Source organism: Actinomadura gamaensis (assembly GCF_042652125.1).
Taxonomy (GTDB): Bacteria; Actinomycetota; Actinomycetes; order Streptosporangiales; family Streptosporangiaceae; genus Spirillospora; species Spirillospora gamaensis.
Window position 1 is genome coordinate 16779 of sequence record NZ_JBHSIT010000006.1, and the last position, 18710, is coordinate 35488.

Sequence of the window (18710 nt, forward strand, 5' to 3'; positions counted from 1 at the left end):
CGGGCGAGGCTAGGCGGGCGGGGTGGCGGTTTCGGCCAGGGACGTCGGATCGCGGCCTTCCAGGGCGGCGGCCATCAGGTCGGGGAAGGCGTCGGGGGTGCAGGCGAACGCCGGGATGCCGAGGGCCGCGAGCGCGGCGGCGTTGTCGTGGTCGTAGGACGGCGCGCCCTCGTCCGACAGCGCCAGCAGCACGATCACGCGGACGCCCGCGCCGGTCAGGGCGGCGGCGCGGCGGAGCATCTCGTCCCGGACGCCGCCCTCGTACAGGTCGGTGACCAGCACCAGGACGGTGTCGTTCGGCCGCGACACCAGCGTCTGGCAGTAGGCGAGCGCCCGGTTGACGTCGGTGCCGCCGCCGAGCTGGGTGCCGAACAGCAGCTCGACCGGGTCGTGCAGCTGGTGGGTGAGGTCGACGACCGAGGTGTCGAACGCGACGAGCGAGGTGCGCAGCGACCGCATCGACGCCAGGACGGCCCCGAACACGCTCGCGTAGACGACGGACGCCGCCATCGAGCCCGACTGGTCGACGCAGAGGATCACGTCGCGCCGGACGGCCCGTCCGCGCCGTCCGTGCCCGACCAGCCGCTGCGGGACGAGCGTGCCCCGGTCCGGCTGGTAGTGCCGCAGGTTCGCGCGGATCGTCCGGTCCCAGTCGACCTCGGACGGACGGCGCGGACGCACCGACCGCGCGGCCCGGTCGAGCGCGCCGCCGACCGCCGACCGGGTGCGCTCGGCGAACCGCCGCTCCAGCTCCCGGACCAGCGCGCGGACCACCGTCCGCGCCGACTCGCGGGCCCGGTCCGGCAGCACCCGGTTGAGCGACAGCAGCGTCCCGACCAGGTGGATGTCCGGTTCGACCGCGTCCAGCATCTCCGGTTCGAGGAGCAGCCGGGCGAGGTCGAGCCGCTCGATCGCGTCCTTCTGCATGACCTGGACGACCGAGGACGGGAAGTACGCCCGGATGTCGCCGAGCCAGCGCGCGACGGACGGCGCGGAGTCGCCGAGGCCCGCGCCGCGCCGTCCCGGCCGCGACCGGCCGCCGCCCTCGCCGGTGCCGTAGAGCTTGGCGAGCGCGCCGTCCATGCGCGCGTCGTCGCCGGTCAGCGCCACGCCGGTGCCGTCGGCGGCGTCGCCGCCGAGCACCAGCCGCCAGCGCCGCAGCCGTTCCGCGTCCGTCGGGTCGGTCGGTTGGCTCAAGGCCGGGCCTCCGGTTCGGTCGGTTGGCTCAAGGTCGGGCCTCCGGGTCGAGGATGCGCAGGACGGTCGCCGTCGCGGGCGCGGCCCGGACGGGATCGATCGGGTCGTCGCCGCGCCGGGCCGAGGGCGCGGCGTCCAGGTGCCGGACGCGGTCGCCGATCGCGCGCCGCTCGGCCGCCGCGAACTCGCCGAACGCGCGGCGCAGCAGCGGCAGGACGCTGGTGAACGCGTCGGCGGGGAGCGCCGCGATCCAGCCGTCCACGAGCCGGAGCAGCACGTCGTCGTGGACGAGCACGAGCCCGCCCTCCGACAGGAAGCCCTCGACCCACGCGGCGGCGCGCGCGGGCGCGACCCCGGCCGACACCGCGCGCGCCATCCGGTCGGGCACGTCGGTGAGGATGCCCACGTCGAACAGCAGCCGGGTGAGCCGCCCTCCGAGCAGTCCGTGCAGGTCGTCGCGGTCGACGAGGGCGGCGAGCGTGGTGTGCCAGCGGGCGGTGTGCGCGGCGTCGTCGAGCAGCGCGAGCGCCGAGTGCGCCCGGTCGAGCCGTCCGAGCAGGGCGCGCGCCGCGTCGTCGTCGAGGCCGCGCGACGCCGGGACGAGCCCGACGCACACCCGCACGACCAGGCCGTCCACGACCGTGCGGAGCGGGCCGGTGCCCGTGCCGCGCACGTCGCCGTAGCGCAGCGCGCGGACGAGGGCGGGCAGCGCGTCCATGAGGTGCGCGACGTCGCCGTCGAGGGCGGCGCGGTCGGCGAGCGTCCCCATCACGGCGGGCAGCGCCTCGGCCAGGTCGGCGAGCAGGCAGCGCTCGACCACGGCGGTCAGCTCCGCGAGCGACTCCGCCTCCGCCGCCATCGCGGTCGCGCGGGCGGCGGACGCGCCCGCGACCGTCGTGCCCCACGCGCTCGCCTCGATCAGCTCCACGTCGAACTCCGGACGCCAGCACAGCGTCCACGTCTCCCGGAACGTCCCCCTGCCGCGGCTCTCCGCCGGGACGCCCCAGTCGACCTCCAGCAGCCGCAGCCGGTGCAGCAGGCGGCTGCGCGCGAGGTCGAGGTCGCGGCGCAGGTCGAGTTCCAGCTCCCGCGCGTCGGCGGACGGCGCGAGCCGCAGCCGCCGCTGCCGGTCCGCGAGGTCCCGCTGGAGCGGCACCATCGGCGTGTCGTCGGGGACGGACCCGAGCCGCTCGCCGACGGCCATCCGCCGCCGGATCAGCTCGACCGGCAGGTCGGCGCCCTCGCACAGCACCGCGCGGGCCGCCTCGGTCACCTCGTCCAGCCCGGCGAGCGGACGGCCGCGCAGCGCCGCCAGCGCCTCCGCCAGCCGCACCGCCTCGATCACGTGCGCGGACGAGACGTGCAGGTCCTCCTGGCGCAGGATCCGCGCGGCGTCCGTCAGCCACCGCTCGACCGGACGGTCCGGAGCCGCGAACAGGTGCGCGTACCAGCCCGGCGACCGCACCCCGGCGCCGTACCCGGACCGTTCGGCGAGCCGTCCGTGCGTCCACGGGACCCACGTCATCGAGACCTTCGCCTTCGGCAGCCCGCGCAACGTCTGGTCGTCGCGCGCCGCCGGCACCTTCGCCAGGATCGCCGGGACGTGCCACGCCCCGCACACCACCGCGACCCGCTCGAAACCGTCCTTGAGCGCGCGCCGCACCGTCCGGCGCATGGCCGCCTCACGCTGCTCCTCCCGCAGGAGATACCCCGGCGGCAGGCCCTTCACGGACGGCTCGTCCGCGACGCGCTCACGCAGCTCGGCCATCGCCTCCGCGATCGCCGGGAACGGCGAGGGCCCGCCGTCGCGGTGCTCGACGACGTCGTCCCACCAGCGCTCGGCGTCCTCGTACCCGGCCGCCCGGGCGAGCCACCCCAGCGGATCAAGCCGGATCCCCTCCCGGGCCTCGTCGCCGTCCTCGCGCTCGTCGCCGTGGTCGTGTTCGTGGTCGTCGGGCGGGCTCGGCGGGACGAGCTGGTTCGCAGCAGGGAGATCACAGAAGCGGACGGCGACGCCCTCGTCCAGCGCGTACCGGACGGCCTGCCACTCCGGGCTGAACTCGGCGAACGGCCAGAACGCGGCCCGCCGGTCCGACCCGGACGCGCCGTCGTCGCCGGGCAGGGGCGGCTCGCCGGGCGCGTAGGCCAGCAGCGCCACCGGAGGCACCATGCCGGGATCGGCGGCGAGGTCGACGATCGCGTCGGCCTCGGGCGGCCCCTCGATCAGCACCGCGTCCGGCCGGAACTCCTCCAGCGCCCGCCGGACGGCCCGCGCCGACCCCGGCCCGTGGTGCCGGATCCCGTACACCTCGACCCGCACCCCACCCTCCGCGGCGTCGGGTGGTGGTTCGTGGGGCGGGGTGGTCGTCAAGAGACCTCCCGGCAGGCGCGGTAGAAGTCGGCCCAGTCCGGACGCTCGCGGACGACGGTCTCCAGATACTCCTGCCAGACGACGCGGTCGGACGCCGGGTCCTGGACGACGGCGCCGACGATGCCGCCCGCGACGTCCGGCGCGCGCAGCACGCCGTCGCCGAAGTGCGCGGCGAGGGCGAGGCCGCTGGTCACGACCGAGATCGCCTCGGCGGTGCTGAGCGTGCCGGACGGCGACTTCAGCTTCGTCCGCCCGTCGCCGGTGACCCCGGCGCGCAGCTCGCGGAAGACCGTGACGACGCGGCGGATCTCCTCCAGCCCGGCGGGGGCCTCGGGCAGTTCCAGCGCGCGGCCGAGCCGCTCGACCCGGCGCGCGACGATCTCGACCTCGTCCGCCTCGGACTCCGGCAGCGGCAGCACGACGGTGTTGAACCGGCGGCGCAGCGCGGACGACAGCTCGTTGACGCCCCGGTCGCGGTCGTTGGCCGTCGCGATCACGGTGAACCCGCGCCGCGCCTGCACCTCGGTGTTCAGCTCCGGCACCGGCAGCGTCTTCTCCGACAGCAGCGTGATCAGCGTGTCCTGGACGTCGCCGGGCATGCGGGTCAGCTCCTCGACGCGCGCGACCATGCCGCGCCGCATCGCGCGCATGAGCGGGCTCTCCACCAGCGCCCGCTCGGACGGCCCCTCGGCGAGCAGCCGCGCGTAGTTCCACCCGTACCGGACGGCCTCCTCCGGCGTTCCGGCCGTGCCCTGGACCAGCAGCGTCGAGTCGCCGGAGATCGCCGCCGCCAGGTGCTCCGACATCCACGTCTTGGCCGTGCCGGGGACGCCGAGCAGCAGCAGCGCCCGGTCGGTCGCGAGGGTCGCGACGGCGACCTCGACGAGGCGGCGCGGGCCGATGTACTTGGGTGAGATCTCCGTTCCGTCCGGCAGCGCGCCGCCGAGCAGGTACGTCGTCACGGCCCACGGCGACAGCCGCCAGCCGGGCGGGCGCGGCCGGTCGTCGTGCTCGGCGAGCAGCGCGAGCTCGCGGGCGTACTCCTGCTCGGCGTGCGGACGGAGGACCTCGTCGGGCACGGTCACGGATGGAGCTCCTTCAGCATCTCGGCGCGGAACCGCAGGGTGTCGGTGAGTTCGGTGAGGACGGCGCCCGCCACCCCGCCCGGGTCGGCGGCCAGGTACCGCTCGGCCAGGGCGCGGACGCGCGGCGCGAAGCCGGGGGAGAGGCGCTGGTCGGCGAGCCGGCACAGCTGGGTGAGGGTGTGCTCGTGCCGGTGGGTCTGCCGGTCGGCGGCGGTCGAGAGCGTCGCGACGACCGCGTCGGCGAGCTCGCCCGTCCACGGGCCGGGGACGCGTTCCAGCACGCGCGGCAGCTCGGGGCCGCCCGCGACCCAGCGGATCAGCCCGGCCGCCGCGCCCTCGCGCTCCTCGGCCGGCAGGACGGTCAGGAGGTCGGCGAGGGCGTCCGGCTCGTCCACGACGACGCCGCCCTTCAGCAGCGCCCGCGCCCACGCCGGGTCGCGCTGGCGCAGCGCGGCCCGCGCCCAGCCGATGTGGACGTCGCGGGCGGCGCGTCCGGAGTCGCCCGCCGCGTCGGTGATCGGCAGGCAGACGACCTCCATCGGCGGCAGGGCGAACAGCGAGGTCCAGGTGGACAGGGGCGTGCGCGCGAGGATCTCGCGCAGCCACGCCGCGCGCGTGCCGACCGGCCCGCCGCCCGCGCCCGCCGGCGCGAACGAGCCGCTCGGATGGAACGGGACGCCGTCGCGGGCGAGGTCCTCGTCGTGCGTCTCGGGCGGCTCGACGACGATCCACGTCTGCCGCCGCTCCCGGACGGTCCGGGTCTCGGCGCGCAGGCACGCGCGGGCGCGCGCGGCCATCCGCCTGCCGTAGGCGGAGCCGGGAAGCCGGGCGAGCAGGTCGGACGCGAGCTGCCGGACGTCCTTGCCGCGGTCTTCGAGCGCCGCTTCGAGGAAGTCCTCGTCGTCCATGGACAGGCCGCGGGCGAACGTGCCGAGGAACGCCGCGCGGTCGGGCGCTGCCTCCTTCGCCCACACCGCGCCGAGCGTCTCGCGCGCCTCCGCCGGGTCGCTCCCGCGCAGGCGCGTGAGGAACGCGACGCGCTGCTGCCGCGTGCCGGTCTCCCACACCTCGTCGCCGCCGCCCGGATCGTCCCCGGCTCCGACCAGGTACGCCCAGTCGGTGTTCCGCAGCGCCAGCCACACGCCGCGGTGCCCGGCCGCGCGCGCGATCGCCGGACGCAGCACGCGGTCGCCGCGTCCCTTCTCCAGCAGTTCGGGCAGCAGCCGCGCGGGCACACGCCAACCGCCGCGCGCCGCCGCGTCCAGCCACTCGGGCAGAACCTTGACCTGCTCACCGGCCAGGATGCGGGTGAGCCGCCGCGCCGCCGCCCGCGGCACGGCGGGCAGCTCCTCGTCCGGCGCGGCGGCGACCGCCTCCACACCGTCCCGGCGCGGCAGGAACCCGGCCCGCCGCCGCACCGCCAGCACCGCCGCCTGATCGAGCAACCGCCGCGCCGGATCCGCCTCCGCCGCACCGCCTGTCTCATGGGAGGCGTGCGCGGCGGGTGTCGCGGGAGCCGGGGGCGGGGGGCGGCGATCGGTGCCCAGAAGGGCGGCGCTGACGTGGTCCTGCCAGGTGCTCACAGCAGCACGACCCCCTCTTCGGGATGCCAGAGGGCGAGCGGATGCAGGCCCTCCGGGGTCCATTCGCCGGACAGCGTGACCGGGCCGCCGCCCGACACCGCCAGCAGCGGCCACGGGTCGCCCGTCCGGACCGGGAGCGCGTCGCCCGCCCCGTCGAGGACGTGCAGGTCACCGCGCTCGTCACGGGCCGGACGGACCGCCGCGAGCGCGGCGGGCCAGCGGTCGAGCCACGGGTCGTCCGCGAGCGCGGCGGCGTACTCGTCCAGCATGCCGCGCACGGACGTGCCGCTCGGCGCCGTTCGCGGGGCCGCGCGCTCGGCGCGCTTGGCGACGAGCGCGCGCAGGTCGTCGGGGTAGAACGCGAGGACGGCGTCCACCCCGGTGCCGACGGTCAGCGACGCGTCCAGCGGACGGCCCCGGGCCGCGAACGACAGCACCAGCGCCGACCGGCCGCTCGTCGCGCCGCGCAGCCAGACGCGGCGGGTGGTGAGCTGGTCGAGCGTGGAGTCGCGCGAGCCGATCACGCACCACGTGTCGCGGACGCGCTCGCCGCGGGCGAGGACGTCGTCGTGCGGCACGGTGAAGCCGACACGCGCGCGCACGATCTCGCGCAGGCGCGGTGGCAGCGCGCCGCGATGCTGATGGGCGCGCACGAGCAGCCGCAGCAGCGCGTACTCGGCGAGCAGCCGGTCGGGCCAGCCCGCGCGGCGCGGCACGGCGGCGAGCGCCTTCACCTGCGCGGCCAGCGGCCCGGCGGACGCGTCGACCAGCCGCCGGGACGCGTCGTCCCACAGCCGGTACGGCGCCCGCTCGGCCCGCGCCAGCCCCTGCGCGACCTGGTCGCGCAGCCACTGGTCGAGCTCGGCGAGGCCGTCGTCCACCCGCCGCTCGCGCCGCTCGGCGGTGCGCGGATCGCGCCCGCGCCCACCCGCGTTCGATCCCTCGCTCACACCGTCGAAACTATCCGCCGGGTACGACAATCTCCGGCGTTCCCGACAGCCCGTCAGAAGTACCGGTCAGCGCCTTCTGAGCAGGCCCGTCAGCGGCCTCGCCTAAGCGTCGATGACCTCGCCTTCAGCGTCTGCGGCCCTTGCCGCCGGCGTCTGCGGCGCCGGCCACCGGCGTCTGCGGCGCTGGCCACCGGCGTCTGCGGCGCTGGCCACCGGCGTCAGCGGCCCTTGCCCTTGCCGACGGTCGGACGGCTGCGGTGCCTGCGCGCGCGTGTGCGGGCCTTGCGCTTGCGGTGGTAGGACCCTCGGTCGAGCTTCTTCGCGGCCATGGCCCATGGTCCGTCCGGACGCCCGCGCGCGCGAGCGCGTGGCCGTCTACGGACAGCGGGTGGACAGGTGTAGGTAGGTACACCCGGCGCTCGGTGTCCAGGCCCATGGGGCGGGAATGCGCCGGTCGGCAAGCTGATCGACATGAAGAACAACGTTCAGCGCATCGCCGCCGCCTCCCTCGCCACCGCGGCTCTGACCGCCGCCGCCGTCCCGGCGATGGCCACGGCCTCATCCGCGGTGACGGCGTCGTCCGCCTCGCACGCGTCCAAGGCGAGCGCGTTGCAGAAGGCCGCTGACCAACTCGTCAAGGACGGCCAGCCCGGCGTCATCGCGCTCTCCCGCAAGGGCGAGGACGTCACCCGCGTCACCGCCGGTTACGCCGACACGAAGACGCACCGGAAGATGACCCCGGAGCTGCGGTTCCGTATCGCGAGCGTGACGAAGACGTTCACCTCGGCCGTCGTGCTCCAACTGGTCGCCGAGCACCGCCTCTCGCTGGACGACACCGTCGCGCGCCGGCTGCCCGGCGTGCTGACCCGCAACGGCAACGACGGACGGAAGATCACCGTCCGGCAGCTGCTCGCCCAGACGTCCGGGTTGAACGAGTACGTCCAGGACCAGCGGATCTGGCAGGACCCGGCCCGCGTCTGGAAGCCGCGCGAGCTGGTGGACATCGCCCAGGAGAAGGCTCCGCTGAGCAGGCCGGGCGCGAAGTGGAACTACGCCAACACCAACTACGTCCTCGCCGGGATGATCGTCGAGAAGGCGACGGGGCATCCGTTCGGCGTCGAGCTCCAGCGCCGGATCGTCGCGCCGCTGAAGCTCCGGCACACCTTCCTGCCCACGTCCGGGACCGGCTTCCACGGCTCGTACGTGCACGGCTACTTCGACCAGTACGGCGACGTCAGCACGATGATCAACCCGTCCAGCGGCTGGACGTCCGGCGGGATCGTGTCCACCGTGGACGACGTGGCGCGCTTCCAGCGGGCCCTCGTCACCGGGAGGCTGCTGCCCGCGCGCGTGCAGAAGGCGATGATGACGACGCGTCCGGTCGTGGACGACTGGGTGAAGGAGGACTACGGCCTGGGGCTCGCCCGGATCAAGACGTCCTGCGGCTTCGCGTGGGGCCACGACGGCGGCTGGCCGGGCTACCGCACCTGGTCCTACACCAGCGCGGACGGCAGGCGCCAGGCCGTCGTCACCTACAACCAGTCGAGCCCGGCCCTGGAGGCGAAGCCCGCCTTCCGCGCCGACATCACCAAGGCGATCAACGCGGCCCTGTGCCGCTAGCCGAACCCGAACCCGGACCCGAATCCGGCCCCGGCCCCGGACCCGAATCCGAATCCGGCCCCGGACCCGGATTCGACTCGGCCGAAGGGCCGCCGGGCGCGTCGCCGTCGCCCGGCGCGTCCTTCAGCACCCAGCCGCCGCGGCGGCGCAGCACCAGCACGAAGTACGCCGCGGCCACCGCCATCACCAGCGCGGTGACCAGCAGGCTCGGCCGTCCGACGGCCGGGTCCCGCGCGTTCTGGTAGATCACGTAGCCGAGCGCGGCGAGCGCCGCGACCGGCGCGAGCGGGAACCACGGCATCCGGTACGCGGCGTGCGCGGTCGTCCCGTTGCGCCGTCCGGCGAGGACGGCCAGGCAGAGCGCCCCGTACACGACGACCAGCGACGTGCCGGTCACGACCAGCAGGAACCGTTCCGGGACGAAGCACGCGGCGGCGCTCAGCGCGCCCGTCAGGACGGTCGCGACCCACGGCGTCCCGAAGCGCGGATGGATCGCGCGCAGGCCCCGGTCGACGCGCGGCGACCAGGTGCCGTCGCGGCCCGAGCTGAACAGCAGCCGGGCGGTGAGCAGCACGATCGCGATCACCGCGTTCAGGATGGCGAGCGCGATCGCCAGGCTGAGCGCGGTGTCCAGCGCCGAGCCGCCGCGCGCCGTCACGAAGTCGCCGATCATGTTGGACGACGCGAACAGCCCGCCGAGGTCGGGCGCGCCGAGCAGCACGGCGGTCACCGGGACGAGTTCGGCGGCGACGGTGATGCCGAGCGCCCAGAGGATCGCGCGGGCGATCGAGCGGTGCGCGTCGTGGGTCTCCTCGCCGAAGTAGACCGCCGACCCGTACCCGTTGTAGGCGAAGATCGCGACGGCGGTGGCCGCGCCGATCAGCCCGGCGGACGCGGCGGTCAGCCCGCCCCCGCCGCCCCCGGACCCGCCCGCCGCCACGACCGGGTGCGCGAGCAGGTCGGTGAACGGCCGCTCGACGTGCCCGAAGCCGAGCCCGGCGAGGACGCCGAGCGCGGCCATCTCGATCGCGAGGAAGACGCCGGTGACCAGCGCGTTCACCTTGATGTCCAGGACCGCGACGACGGTCGCCGCGACGATCGTCACGGCCGCGACGACCCGCGGGTCCGCGCCGTGCACGAGCACGCCGAGGTAGGTGCCCGCGCCGAGCGCGATCACCGCGACGATCAGCACCTGGGTGACCAGGAGCAGCCCGAGCAGGACGAAGCCGGGCAGCGTGCCGAGGGTGCGTCCGACGATCGCGTACTCGCCGCCGGTCAGCGGGTAGGCCGAGGCCAGCTCCGCGTACACGAACGCCATCAGCACGCCGACCAGGGCCGCCGCGGCGAAGCTCCAGAACGCGCCGGTCCCCGCCTGGCCGATCACGCCGGGCGCGATGACGAACACCGACGAGGCGGGCGTCGTGGCGGACAGGACGATCAGCAGCGTGCCGAACGTCCGCAGGCCCCGCCGCAGGGCGGACGGCGGCCCCGCGCCGGCGTCGGGACGGACCGTCGAAGCGGCCATGGGGCCTCCCTGCTCGGGACGGACGTCGTTGTTTGAACGTGATTCAAAGAATTCCCTGCCGCCGCGTCAAGGCGTCGCCGCGACACGGCTCGGTAACGGTCCTCCGTCCGCCCGCAGCGAGTGATTTGCGTTGTTTGAATCTTCTTCAGAGAATGACGGTCATGCCCCGACCCAGCAGGGCGCACGAACGCCGCGCCGAACTCGTCGCCGCGGCCCGGCGCGCGGTCGTCGAGCGCGGGATGCTGGACCTGCGCCTGCGCGACGTCGCCGAGCGCGCCCGCATGTCACCCGGCTCGCTGCTGTACTACTTCCCGAGCCTGGACGACCTGCTGCGCGAGGTCCAGCGCGAGGCCGTGGACCGCTTCTGCGCGGCCCGCGAGGACGCCGTCCGCCGCGAGCCCGACCCCCGGCGCCGGCTCCTGGCGATGGCGCGCAGCGGCCTGCCCACCGGTCCCGGCGACGAGCTGTGCGTGCTGCTCTACGAGCTCGGCACCGTCTCCCGCCGCGACCCGGCCTACGCCGCCGGCCACATCCGCCTGTTCGAGCGGCAGGCCGGGATCTACGCCGCGATCCTGGAGGCCGGCGCCGCCACCGGCGTCTTCCGCCTCGACCGCGACGCCGCGACGATCGCCCGCAACCTCGTCGCGCTGGAGGACGGCTACGGCCTGCACATCGTCAACGCCGTGCCCGCCGTGGACACCGCGACGGCGCTGGGCCTCCTCCTCGCCTACGCCTCCGACGCCACCCACTGCGACCTCACCAGCCCCGACCTCGCGGCTTCCGGCAGCACGAACGCGGAACTCGAGAACATGGAGGACGATCTGTGACCCGTCCCGGACCCCGGCCCCGTGTCCGAGCGCGCGAGTTCGGCCTGCCGTTGCGCGGGACGCCCGGACCGTCCAACGCCATCACCGACGTGCCGGGCGTGGAGGTCGGGTACACGACCCTGATCTCCGGCGACGGTCCGCTGCGCGTGGGCGAGGGACCGGTCAGGACGGGCGTCACCGCGCTGCTCCCGCGCGGGCGCGCGGGCTACGGCGACCCGTGCGCCGCCGGGATCTACTCGCTGAACGGCAACGGCGAGATGACCGGCGCGCACTGGATCGCGGAGTCCGGGACGCTCGGCCTGCCGGTGCTCATCACCAACACGCACGCCGTCGGCCCGTGCCACCGCGGCGTGATCGACTGGGCCGTCCGGGAGCGGGGCGGCCGGAGCGCCGAGTGGATGCTTCCGGTCGTCGCCGAGACCTGGGACGGCTACCTCAACGACATCGACGGCCCGCACGTGACGCCCGGGCACGCCGTCGCGGCGATCGACGCGGCGCGCGGCGGCCCGGTCGCCGAGGGATCGGTCGGCGGCGGCACCGGCATGAACTGCTACGGCTTCAAGGGCGGCAGCGGCACGTCCTCGCGGACCGTGGAGTACGGGCCGGACACCTACACGGTCGGCGTGTTCGTCCAGGCGAACTTCGGCGCGCGGCGCGAGCTGACCGTCTGCGGCGTGCACGTCGGCGACGATCTCGCGGACGACGACCCGATGGGCGACACCGACTGGCTCGGCCTGCCCGGCGCGGGGTCGGTCATCGTCGTCGTCGGCACGGACGCGCCGCTGCTGCCGGGGCAGTGCACGGCGCTCGCCCGCCGTGTCCCGCTCGGGCTCGCCCGCACCGGGACGGTCGGCCACCACTCCTCGGGCGACGTCTTCCTCGCGTTCTCCACCGGCAACCGGGGGCGGATGACCGACGGCTTCCCGACCGGAACGCCCGGTTACGACACCCTCCGGCACGTCCAGCGCAACCGGATCGACCCGTTCTACGAGGCCGTCGTGCAGGGCGTCGAGGAGGCCGTCCTGAACGCGCTCTTCGCCGCCGAGACCATGATCGGACGCGACGGCCACCGCTCCCCGGCCCTCCCGCAGGACCGGCTGCGCGAACTGCTGGACGCCCGCCTCGTCCGCTAGCCGGACGCCCGGCTACGCCCGGCCAAATGCCGGGCTAGACGCCGGGCGTGGACGCGCCGTCCGGGAAGAGCAGCGCGCCGCCCGCCACCAGCGACAGCAGCGCGACCAGCCCGAACACCGTCACCCAGAACAGTCCCGGCACGCCGGTGAGGTGGGCGAGCTGGTCGGCGTCCGAGCTGGGCGCCATCCGGCGGGTGCGCATCCGCTGGAGCTCCACGACCGGACGCGCCCCCGCGAGCAGCAGGAACCAGGCGGCCAGGTACCCGAACACCGCCTGGACGGTCGAGCCGCCGAACCAGGACACCGCGAACACCACCGCGCCGGTGAGGATCACCGACAGCGCGCCGTAGGCGTTGCGGATCATCACCAGCATCCCGGCGAGCAGCAGCAGCGAGAACCACAGCATCAGGGTGATCCGCCCGCCCGCGAGCAGCGCGGCGAACAGCAGCCCGAGCAGCGGCGGCGTGAGGTACCCGGCCATCGCCGTGAACACCATGCCGGGGCCGTGCGGCTTGCCGCGCGACACCGTCACGCCGGACGTGTCGGAGTGCAGCTTGATGCCGTCCAGCTTGCGCCCGGTCAGCAGCGCCACCAGGGCGTGCCCGCCCTCGTGCGCGATCGTCACCACGTTGCGCGCGAGCCGCCAGGTCGGCCCGTGCGCGACCGCCGCCAGGGCCACCAGGCCGGCGATCCCCACCAGCCACCACGGCGGGGCCGGCTGGGTGCCGGTCAGCCGGTCGAACATGTCGGCGATGCTCACCTGGTCGTTCACGTCCACCTCGGGTCTCGTCGGTCCGCGCTGCCCAAGAGTAGGACGTAGGGGGTAAGCCCCGCGTTCGGTTACATCTTGGTGACCGCGCCGCGCGGCGGCGGACGTTGCGAAAAGTTGATCAATGGGGTGAAGTCGTCCCGTGAAGTACTGGATCGCCGCGGGCCTGACGTTCGCCGGGGGAGCGGCGCTGTCGAGCGCCGTCTACGGCGAGGGGGCCGTCAACACGATCGCCCTCGCCGGCGTGCCGGGCCTGCTCGCCGCCCTGTTCCTCGCCCCGATGCTGTCGTCGGGCCGGTCGCGCGACCTGGCCCGGGCCGGGATCGGGGCCGTCGCCGTGCTGGTCGTCCTGGTGACGCTGCTGGCCGCCGCCGACAGCCGGTACCTCGCGCTCGGCGCGCTGCTCGGGATCCTGCTGCTGTCGACGGGCTGGCCGCTGGCCGCGTCCGCCGCCGCGCTGATGGTGGTCGCGTCCGTCCGGGCGGGCCGGTCCCGGGTGACCGCCCCGCGCACCTTCGCGCGGATGTCCTGGACCTGGACGCTGGCCCTCGCCGCCACCTACGGCTATGGCCTCGACCACTTCGACGCGGACATGGCCGACGTCAAGGACGGTGTGTGCCGCGTCACTCCCGGTTTCTCCGAAGCGTGGTCCGGACGCGGCGGCGGCGGGCAGTCGCTCCTGCCGCTGAGCGACACCACGTGCGGCGCCGACACCGTCCCCGGATTCGTGAACCCCCTGCTCGCGGTGCTCACCGCGCTCCTCGTCGCCTGCCTGGCGGGATACGGCGGCGCCCGCCTGCGCGCCTCCCGAACGCCCCCCGCCGCCTGACCCGAGCGGCAGCGCGCCCGCGCCGCGGCTGGAGCCGACCGTCCGGCCGAGGACGAGAACCGCGACCGTCGCCTTGGCCGCTTTCTTCGACGTCCCCGCCCGTCGGCCGACCGTCCGCGCCCCTGCGGAACCGCGCGTCCTGCGCCGCGTCCGTGACCGGCCGGCCCTTCCGGTATCGACGTTCGTCCGGTGAACGGGCGAAAAGGCCGTTATGTTGTGGGGTCCGCAGGCGCTAAGGTGCCGTTCGCGCCGATCGGCAGTGTTTTCGGACGTCACGGTGGGGGTGCCGCGACGTGACGGAGAGGTGACGGGGTTTGAGTGGGGACCGAACCCGCGGGGGGCCGTTGCGCGGCCTGCTGCGCCGCGACCGGCTGACCGGGCAGCTCGCCTTCGCCCTCGTCGGCGTGCTCACCGTGAGCGCGATCGTCTACGGCATCGGCACGGCCAGCGCCCGCTACCGGCTGTCCGACGTGGGCTCCTGGCTGACCGCGACCGCCAAGGGCATGGTCGTGCACGCCAACGGCCTCGCCGGGAAGGTGGACGGCAAGGCGAACATGATCCCGCAGATGCGCGGGCACCACGTCAAGGTCGTGCAGGACGGCACCACGGTGCTGCTCATCGACACCGACACCGGCGTCGTCAGCCGCATCGACCCGTCCCAGCTGACCGTCCGGACCAGCCGCGACCTCGGCACCGCGGGCGTCCAGGTCGTCGTCGGCGGCAACGCCGCCTACTCGGTCGACGCGGTCAAGGGGACGGTCCAGCGCATCGACCCCGTCTCCCTCGCCGGGATGGGCCCGGCGCTCACGCTGCCGCTGCCCCTCGGCCAGGCCGGGATCGACGCCGCCGGAACCCTCTGGGTCCCCGCCCCGAAGACCGGCCAGCTGTTTCCCGTCCGCGCCGGCCAGCAGGGCGCGCCCGTGCAGGTCGGCCGACCCGGCGACGCGCTCGGCCTCACCATCGCTGCGGGGATCCCGGTCGTCACCGACTCCACGTCCGCGACGGCCCTGGTCGTCCGCCCGGACGGCACCCAGAAGATCAACCTGCCCGGCGCGGTCGCCCGCGTCGCCGGCGGCCTGAAGACCCCGCCCGTCGCGGACGGCCAGACCGTCCCGATGCTCGGCGACGGCGGCTCGCTCTACCTGCTGAACTCCGGCGTCGGCCAGCTCAGCTCGGTCGCCCTGCGCGTCCCCGGCCACGAGTACGAGCCCCCGAACATCCTCGGCCCCCGCGTCTACCTCCCCGACCGCACCGCCGGCCAGCTGATGATCTTCAACACGGAGACCAACGACTGGGAGCGGCCCGTCCAGGCGTCCCGCCCCGGCACCCCGTTCGACGTGACCGTCCGCGACCACATGCTCTGGGTCAACGACCCCGACGGCGCCACCGCCTACGCCTTCGACCCGAACGGCGCCCAGAAGGCCATCAAGAAGTACGACGACAAGGTCCCCGGCGGCAACCGCCGCCCCCTCCCCAAGCCCGCCCCCGGCGGCACCGGCGACGGCAACAACAACAACGGCGGCTCCCCCGGCGACCACGGCGGCAACCACCCCGCCCCACCCAACCGCCGTCCGAGCCAGAGCCCCAGCCCGCCGCCCGGCGCGCCATCCGCGCCGTACAACTTGGAAGTCTCTTCGACGGACGGCGGCATCCGGGTGCGCTTCCACGCGTCCACGGGCGGAAAGCCGATCGCCTATACGCTGAAGGGAACGGCGGGATTTCGCGTCACTCCGGCCAGGATTCCCGCGAACAGCACAAGGTTCGAGTTCACCGCGACAGGCGGCGACTGTGCGAGGGAATACGCCTTTCAAGTCGCCGTCATCTACAAAGACAAGGACGGCAACCCCGCAGAGCTGCGCTCCGAGCCGAGCAAGACGGCGCACCCTTGTCTGGCGCCCGGCAAGCCGGGCGATTTCGTCGGCAAGCCCGGAAACCACACGGGACGGTTCACCTGGACCGAGGCCCGGGGCGCCACCGGTTACCGACTGAGCAGTTCGGCCAGCGACAACGACGTGACCGGAAGCTCTTACACGGTGACCGGGCTGCCGAATAACCAGCAGTACGAGTTCACGCTGACCGCGTTCAACGGAGCGGGCAGCAGCCAAGGATCGATCAAGACCAAGCTGGATCTCACGTACCCGAACCCGGCTTTCCAGAACAAAGCCAACGATCAAACCAACACGATCGTCCGGCCAGGGGCGGCGAACTCCGGGGAGGTCGGCAAAATCCTCAAAGGCCAGTACATTTCCATCACGGTCATCTGCATGGTCAACGGGGGGCCTCGCAGGGAGGATCAGACCGGGGAGACCAGCACGTGGTGGGACCGCATCAAGTGGAACGGCGGAGTCGGCTACCTCAGCGTGACGTCGATGCAAGGGCCTCGCCAGCCTGACGACACGGTGTACGAGTGTTCGGACTGACGCGGCGACGGGGGGAGCTATGACCGGGGGACAGGTGCGGGATGCGGAGGCGTTGGCGGGGAGGTTCTCGCAGATGTTCGGGGCGCTCGCCTCGAACGTGGAGCGGGTGATCCGGGGGAAGCGGGAGAAGGTCGAGCTCGCGCTGGTGTGCCTGCTGAGTGAGGGGCACCTGCTCGTCGAGGACGTGCCGGGGGTCGGGAAGACCACGCTCGCGCGGGCCATCTCGGCGTCGGTCGAGGCGAAGTGGACGCGGATCCAGTTCACCCCCGACCTGCTGCCCAGCGACATCACCGGGGTGTCGATCTTCAACCAGGGGGCGAACGCGTTCGAGTTCCACCCGGGGCCGATCTTCGCGAACCTGGTGGTGGCGGACGAGATCAACCGCGGGTCGCCGAAGACGCAGTCGGCGCTGCTGGAGGTCATGGAGGAGCGGCGGGTCACCGTCGAGGGGACGCCGCATCCGGTGCCGCGCCCGTTCATGGTCATGGCCACGCAGAACCCGGTGGACATGGACGGCACGTACCCGCTGCCCGAGGCGCAGCTCGACCGGTTCCTGATGCGGATCTCGATGGGGTACCCCGACCACCGGTCCGAGGTGGCGGTGCTGGCGGGCGCGCCGAGCGGGGCGGCGATCGACCGGCTTCCGGTGGTCGTCGGCGTCGGGGACGTGGCGCGGATGGTGGACTTCGCGCAGCGGCTGCACGTCGCGCCGCCGCTGCTGGACTACGTGGTGCGGCTGGTCGCCTCGACCCGCGAGCACGCGGATCTGCGGCTCGGCGCGAGTCCGCGGGCAAGCCTCGCGCTGCTGCGCGCGGCGCGGGTGCGGGCGGCGGCGGCCGGGCGCGCCTACCTGGTGCCGGAGGACGTGAAGTCGCTCGCGGTGCCCGTCCTCGCGCACCGGCTGATCGTGACGCCGGAGGCCGAGCTGCGCGGACGGTCCGGGGCGGACGTGGTCGGCGAGGCGCTGGCGAACGTCCCGACGCCGCAGGCCGCGCCCGCCGGGGTGTGAGCGTGCGGGTGCTGACCCCGCTCGGCCGGGGCGCGACGGCCGCGGCCGTGGTGCTGTACGCGGCGGGTTGGTGGCTGGGCTATCCGGAACCGGCGGCGCTGGCGGTGGCGGGGCTGGTCGCGGTGGCCGCGGCCGTGCTGTGGATCCTGCCGGGCCCGAACCTGGAGGTCGCGCGGGAGATCGCGCCGCGGAAGGTGGAGCGCGGCGAGCCCGCCGTCGGGGTGCTGAAGGTGACGAACCGGGGCAGGTCGGTGCGGGGACTGTCCGCGCTGGACGCGGCGGGCGCGACGACCGTGGACGTGGCCGTCCCGGCGCTGCGGCGCGGCGCCCGCAGGACGGTGACGTACCGGCTGCCGACCGGACGGCGGGGCGAGATCCGGATCGGGCCGCTGCGGCTCGTCCGGGCGGACCCGCTGAACCTGGCCCGGCGGGTGCGCGAGTACGGGACGTCCGAAACCCTTCTGGTCAGGCCGAAGACCGTGCGGTTGTCGGTCCTGCCGTCCGGGCGGGCGCACCATCTGGAGGGGCCGACGAGCGACCGGTCCCCGGCCGGGACGGCGACGTTCCACGCGCTGCGCGAGTACGTCGTGGGGGACGAGATGCGGCACATCCACTGGAAGTCGTCCGCCCGCACGGGGACGCTGATGGTGCGGCAGCTCGTGGACGCCAGCCTCCCGACGACCGCGATCGTCCTGGACGCCCGGCCGGACCTCTGGCCCGATCCCGACGACTTCGAGCTGGCCGTGGACGCCGCCGCGAGCGTGGCCGTGGACGCCGCCGGCGAGCGCTTCCCGGTCCGCGTCCTCACCGGTGACGGGCCGGTCGCCCACACGCGCGGCGGCCCCGAGGACGCCGAACGCCTCCTCGACGCGCTCACCGGCGTCGCCGTCCAGGACTCCCCGCGCTCGGCCGTGGACGCCGCCCGGCGCGTCCCGGCGGGCGGCTCCCTGATCGTCGTGGCGCCCGGCGGCGCCCCCGACCCGGGCCGCATCGCGTCTGTCCGGAACCGGTTCGACCGTGTCGTCCTCATCCGGGTTCGTCCGATGTCCGCGGCCCCGGTGCCGCCGGGCGTCCACGTGATCGACATGACGTCCCTGGACGACCTCGCCGCCGGATGGCGAGCCCGATGATCGACACGCCCCCGTCCGAAACGCCGCGCCCCGGAACGGCGCCCGACCGTCCCAACCCGCCCAGGCGGGGAAATGCGCCCGACCGGTCCGGTGCGTCCGGACGTCCTGATGCGGCTGGGCAGTCTGGGGGTTACGGGCAGTCCGGCGCGCATGGACGTGCCGATGCGTCGGGGCGGGCTGAGGTGTCTGGACGGGCCGGTGCGTCCAGGTGGGGCGAAGGGGGCACGCCGGGCGACGGGGGCATGCAGGACGAAGAAGGCTC

Annotated in this window: 14 protein-coding genes; 7 read left to right on the forward strand and 7 right to left on the reverse strand. The window is 74.6% G+C overall.

The genetic code is table 11. From position 1 onward, the window contains the following. Window positions 1-9: 9 nt before the first annotated feature. From ACFPCY_RS20830 to ACFPCY_RS20850, 5 genes are read right to left on the reverse strand one after another with little or no spacing between them, the layout of a single operon-like run. Window positions 10-1197, reverse strand: coding sequence for a VWA domain-containing protein (locus ACFPCY_RS20830; protein ID WP_378257566.1), 1188 nt, complete (start codon window positions 1195-1197; stop codon window positions 10-12). 28 nt (window positions 1198-1225) lie between these two features. After that, complete coding sequence (locus ACFPCY_RS20835; protein WP_378257568.1) at window positions 1226-3568, reverse strand: DUF5682 family protein; 2343 nt, start codon at window positions 3566-3568, stop codon at window positions 1226-1228. Next, window positions 3565-4647, reverse strand: a complete 1083-nt coding sequence (locus ACFPCY_RS20840) for an ATP-binding protein (RefSeq protein ID WP_378258429.1) — start codon at window positions 4645-4647, stop codon at window positions 3565-3567. The genes ACFPCY_RS20835 and ACFPCY_RS20840 overlap by 4 nt, the downstream gene beginning before the upstream one ends. A gap of 2 nt (window positions 4648-4649) precedes the next feature. Then, window positions 4650-6236, reverse strand: coding sequence for a DUF5691 domain-containing protein (locus tag ACFPCY_RS20845; protein ID WP_378257570.1), 1587 nt, complete (start codon window positions 6234-6236; stop codon window positions 4650-4652). Continuing rightward, on the reverse strand, window positions 6233-7186 hold the full coding sequence (locus tag ACFPCY_RS20850; RefSeq protein ID WP_378257572.1) for an SWIM zinc finger family protein: 954 nt from the start codon (window positions 7184-7186) through the stop codon (window positions 6233-6235). The genes ACFPCY_RS20845 and ACFPCY_RS20850 overlap by 4 nt, the downstream gene beginning before the upstream one ends. 471 nt (window positions 7187-7657) lie before the next feature. Between ACFPCY_RS20850 and ACFPCY_RS20855 the strand changes: the two genes are divergently transcribed. Next, window positions 7658-8806: a serine hydrolase domain-containing protein gene (locus ACFPCY_RS20855; RefSeq protein WP_378257574.1), complete on the forward strand. Its 1149-nt coding sequence runs from the start codon at window positions 7658-7660 to the stop codon at window positions 8804-8806. On the opposite strand, the gene ACFPCY_RS20860 is transcribed toward ACFPCY_RS20855, so the two are convergent. Beyond that, on the reverse strand, window positions 8784-10331 hold the full coding sequence (locus ACFPCY_RS20860; protein ID WP_378257576.1) for an APC family permease: 1548 nt from the start codon (window positions 10329-10331) through the stop codon (window positions 8784-8786). The genes ACFPCY_RS20855 and ACFPCY_RS20860 overlap by 23 nt on opposite strands. A 161-nt stretch (window positions 10332-10492) precedes the next feature. On the opposite strand from ACFPCY_RS20860, the gene ACFPCY_RS20865 reads away from it, so the two are divergent. Continuing rightward, window positions 10493-11158, forward strand: coding sequence for a TetR/AcrR family transcriptional regulator (locus tag ACFPCY_RS20865; protein ID WP_378257578.1), 666 nt, complete (start codon window positions 10493-10495; stop codon window positions 11156-11158). Next, window positions 11155-12291 (forward strand): DmpA family aminopeptidase, encoded by a 1137-nt coding sequence (locus ACFPCY_RS20870; RefSeq protein ID WP_378257580.1) that lies wholly within the window; start codon window positions 11155-11157, stop codon window positions 12289-12291. The genes ACFPCY_RS20865 and ACFPCY_RS20870 overlap by 4 nt, the downstream gene beginning before the upstream one ends. Before the next feature lie 34 nt (window positions 12292-12325). Here the strand turns inward: ACFPCY_RS20870 and ACFPCY_RS20875 are convergent, their stop codons facing one another. After that, complete coding sequence (locus ACFPCY_RS20875; RefSeq protein WP_378258431.1) at window positions 12326-13036, reverse strand: M50 family metallopeptidase; 711 nt, start codon at window positions 13034-13036, stop codon at window positions 12326-12328. A gap of 166 nt (window positions 13037-13202) precedes the next feature. Between ACFPCY_RS20875 and ACFPCY_RS20880 the strand changes: the two genes are divergently transcribed. From ACFPCY_RS20880 to ACFPCY_RS20895, 4 genes are all read left to right on the forward strand, one after another. Next, a complete protein-coding gene (locus tag ACFPCY_RS20880) occupies window positions 13203-13889 on the forward strand; it encodes a hypothetical protein (protein ID WP_378257582.1) in 687 nt (228 codons plus the stop codon). A 314-nt stretch (window positions 13890-14203) separates the two neighbouring features. Then, window positions 14204-16309 (forward strand): fibronectin type III domain-containing protein, encoded by a 2106-nt coding sequence (locus ACFPCY_RS20885; RefSeq protein ID WP_378257584.1) that lies wholly within the window; start codon window positions 14204-14206, stop codon window positions 16307-16309. Between the two features lie 19 nt (window positions 16310-16328). Further along, the gene (locus ACFPCY_RS20890; protein ID WP_378257586.1) at window positions 16329-17318 is read left to right on the forward strand and encodes an AAA family ATPase; all 990 of its coding nucleotides are present in this window, start codon (window positions 16329-16331) and stop codon (window positions 17316-17318) included. A gap of 2 nt (window positions 17319-17320) precedes the next feature. Next, on the forward strand, window positions 17321-18448 hold the full coding sequence (locus ACFPCY_RS20895; RefSeq protein WP_378257587.1) for a DUF58 domain-containing protein: 1128 nt from the start codon (window positions 17321-17323) through the stop codon (window positions 18446-18448). The last annotated feature ends 262 nt before the right edge of the window (window positions 18449-18710 follow it).

Coding starts and splice junctions, on each gene's coding strand:
- ACFPCY_RS20855 (WP_378257574.1), top strand. CDS start 7,658: ATGAAGAACAACGTTCAGCGCATCGCCGCCGCCTCCCTCGCCACCGCG.
- ACFPCY_RS20890 (WP_378257586.1), top strand. CDS start 16,329: ATGACCGGGGGACAGGTGCGGGATGCGGAGGCGTTGGCGGGGAGGTTC.
- ACFPCY_RS20865 (WP_378257578.1), top strand. CDS start 10,493: ATGCCCCGACCCAGCAGGGCGCACGAACGCCGCGCCGAACTCGTCGCC.
- ACFPCY_RS20860 (WP_378257576.1), bottom strand. CDS start 10,331: ATGGCCGCTTCGACGGTCCGTCCCGACGCCGGCGCGGGGCCGCCGTCC.
- ACFPCY_RS20875 (WP_378258431.1), bottom strand. CDS start 13,036: ATGTTCGACCGGCTGACCGGCACCCAGCCGGCCCCGCCGTGGTGGCTG.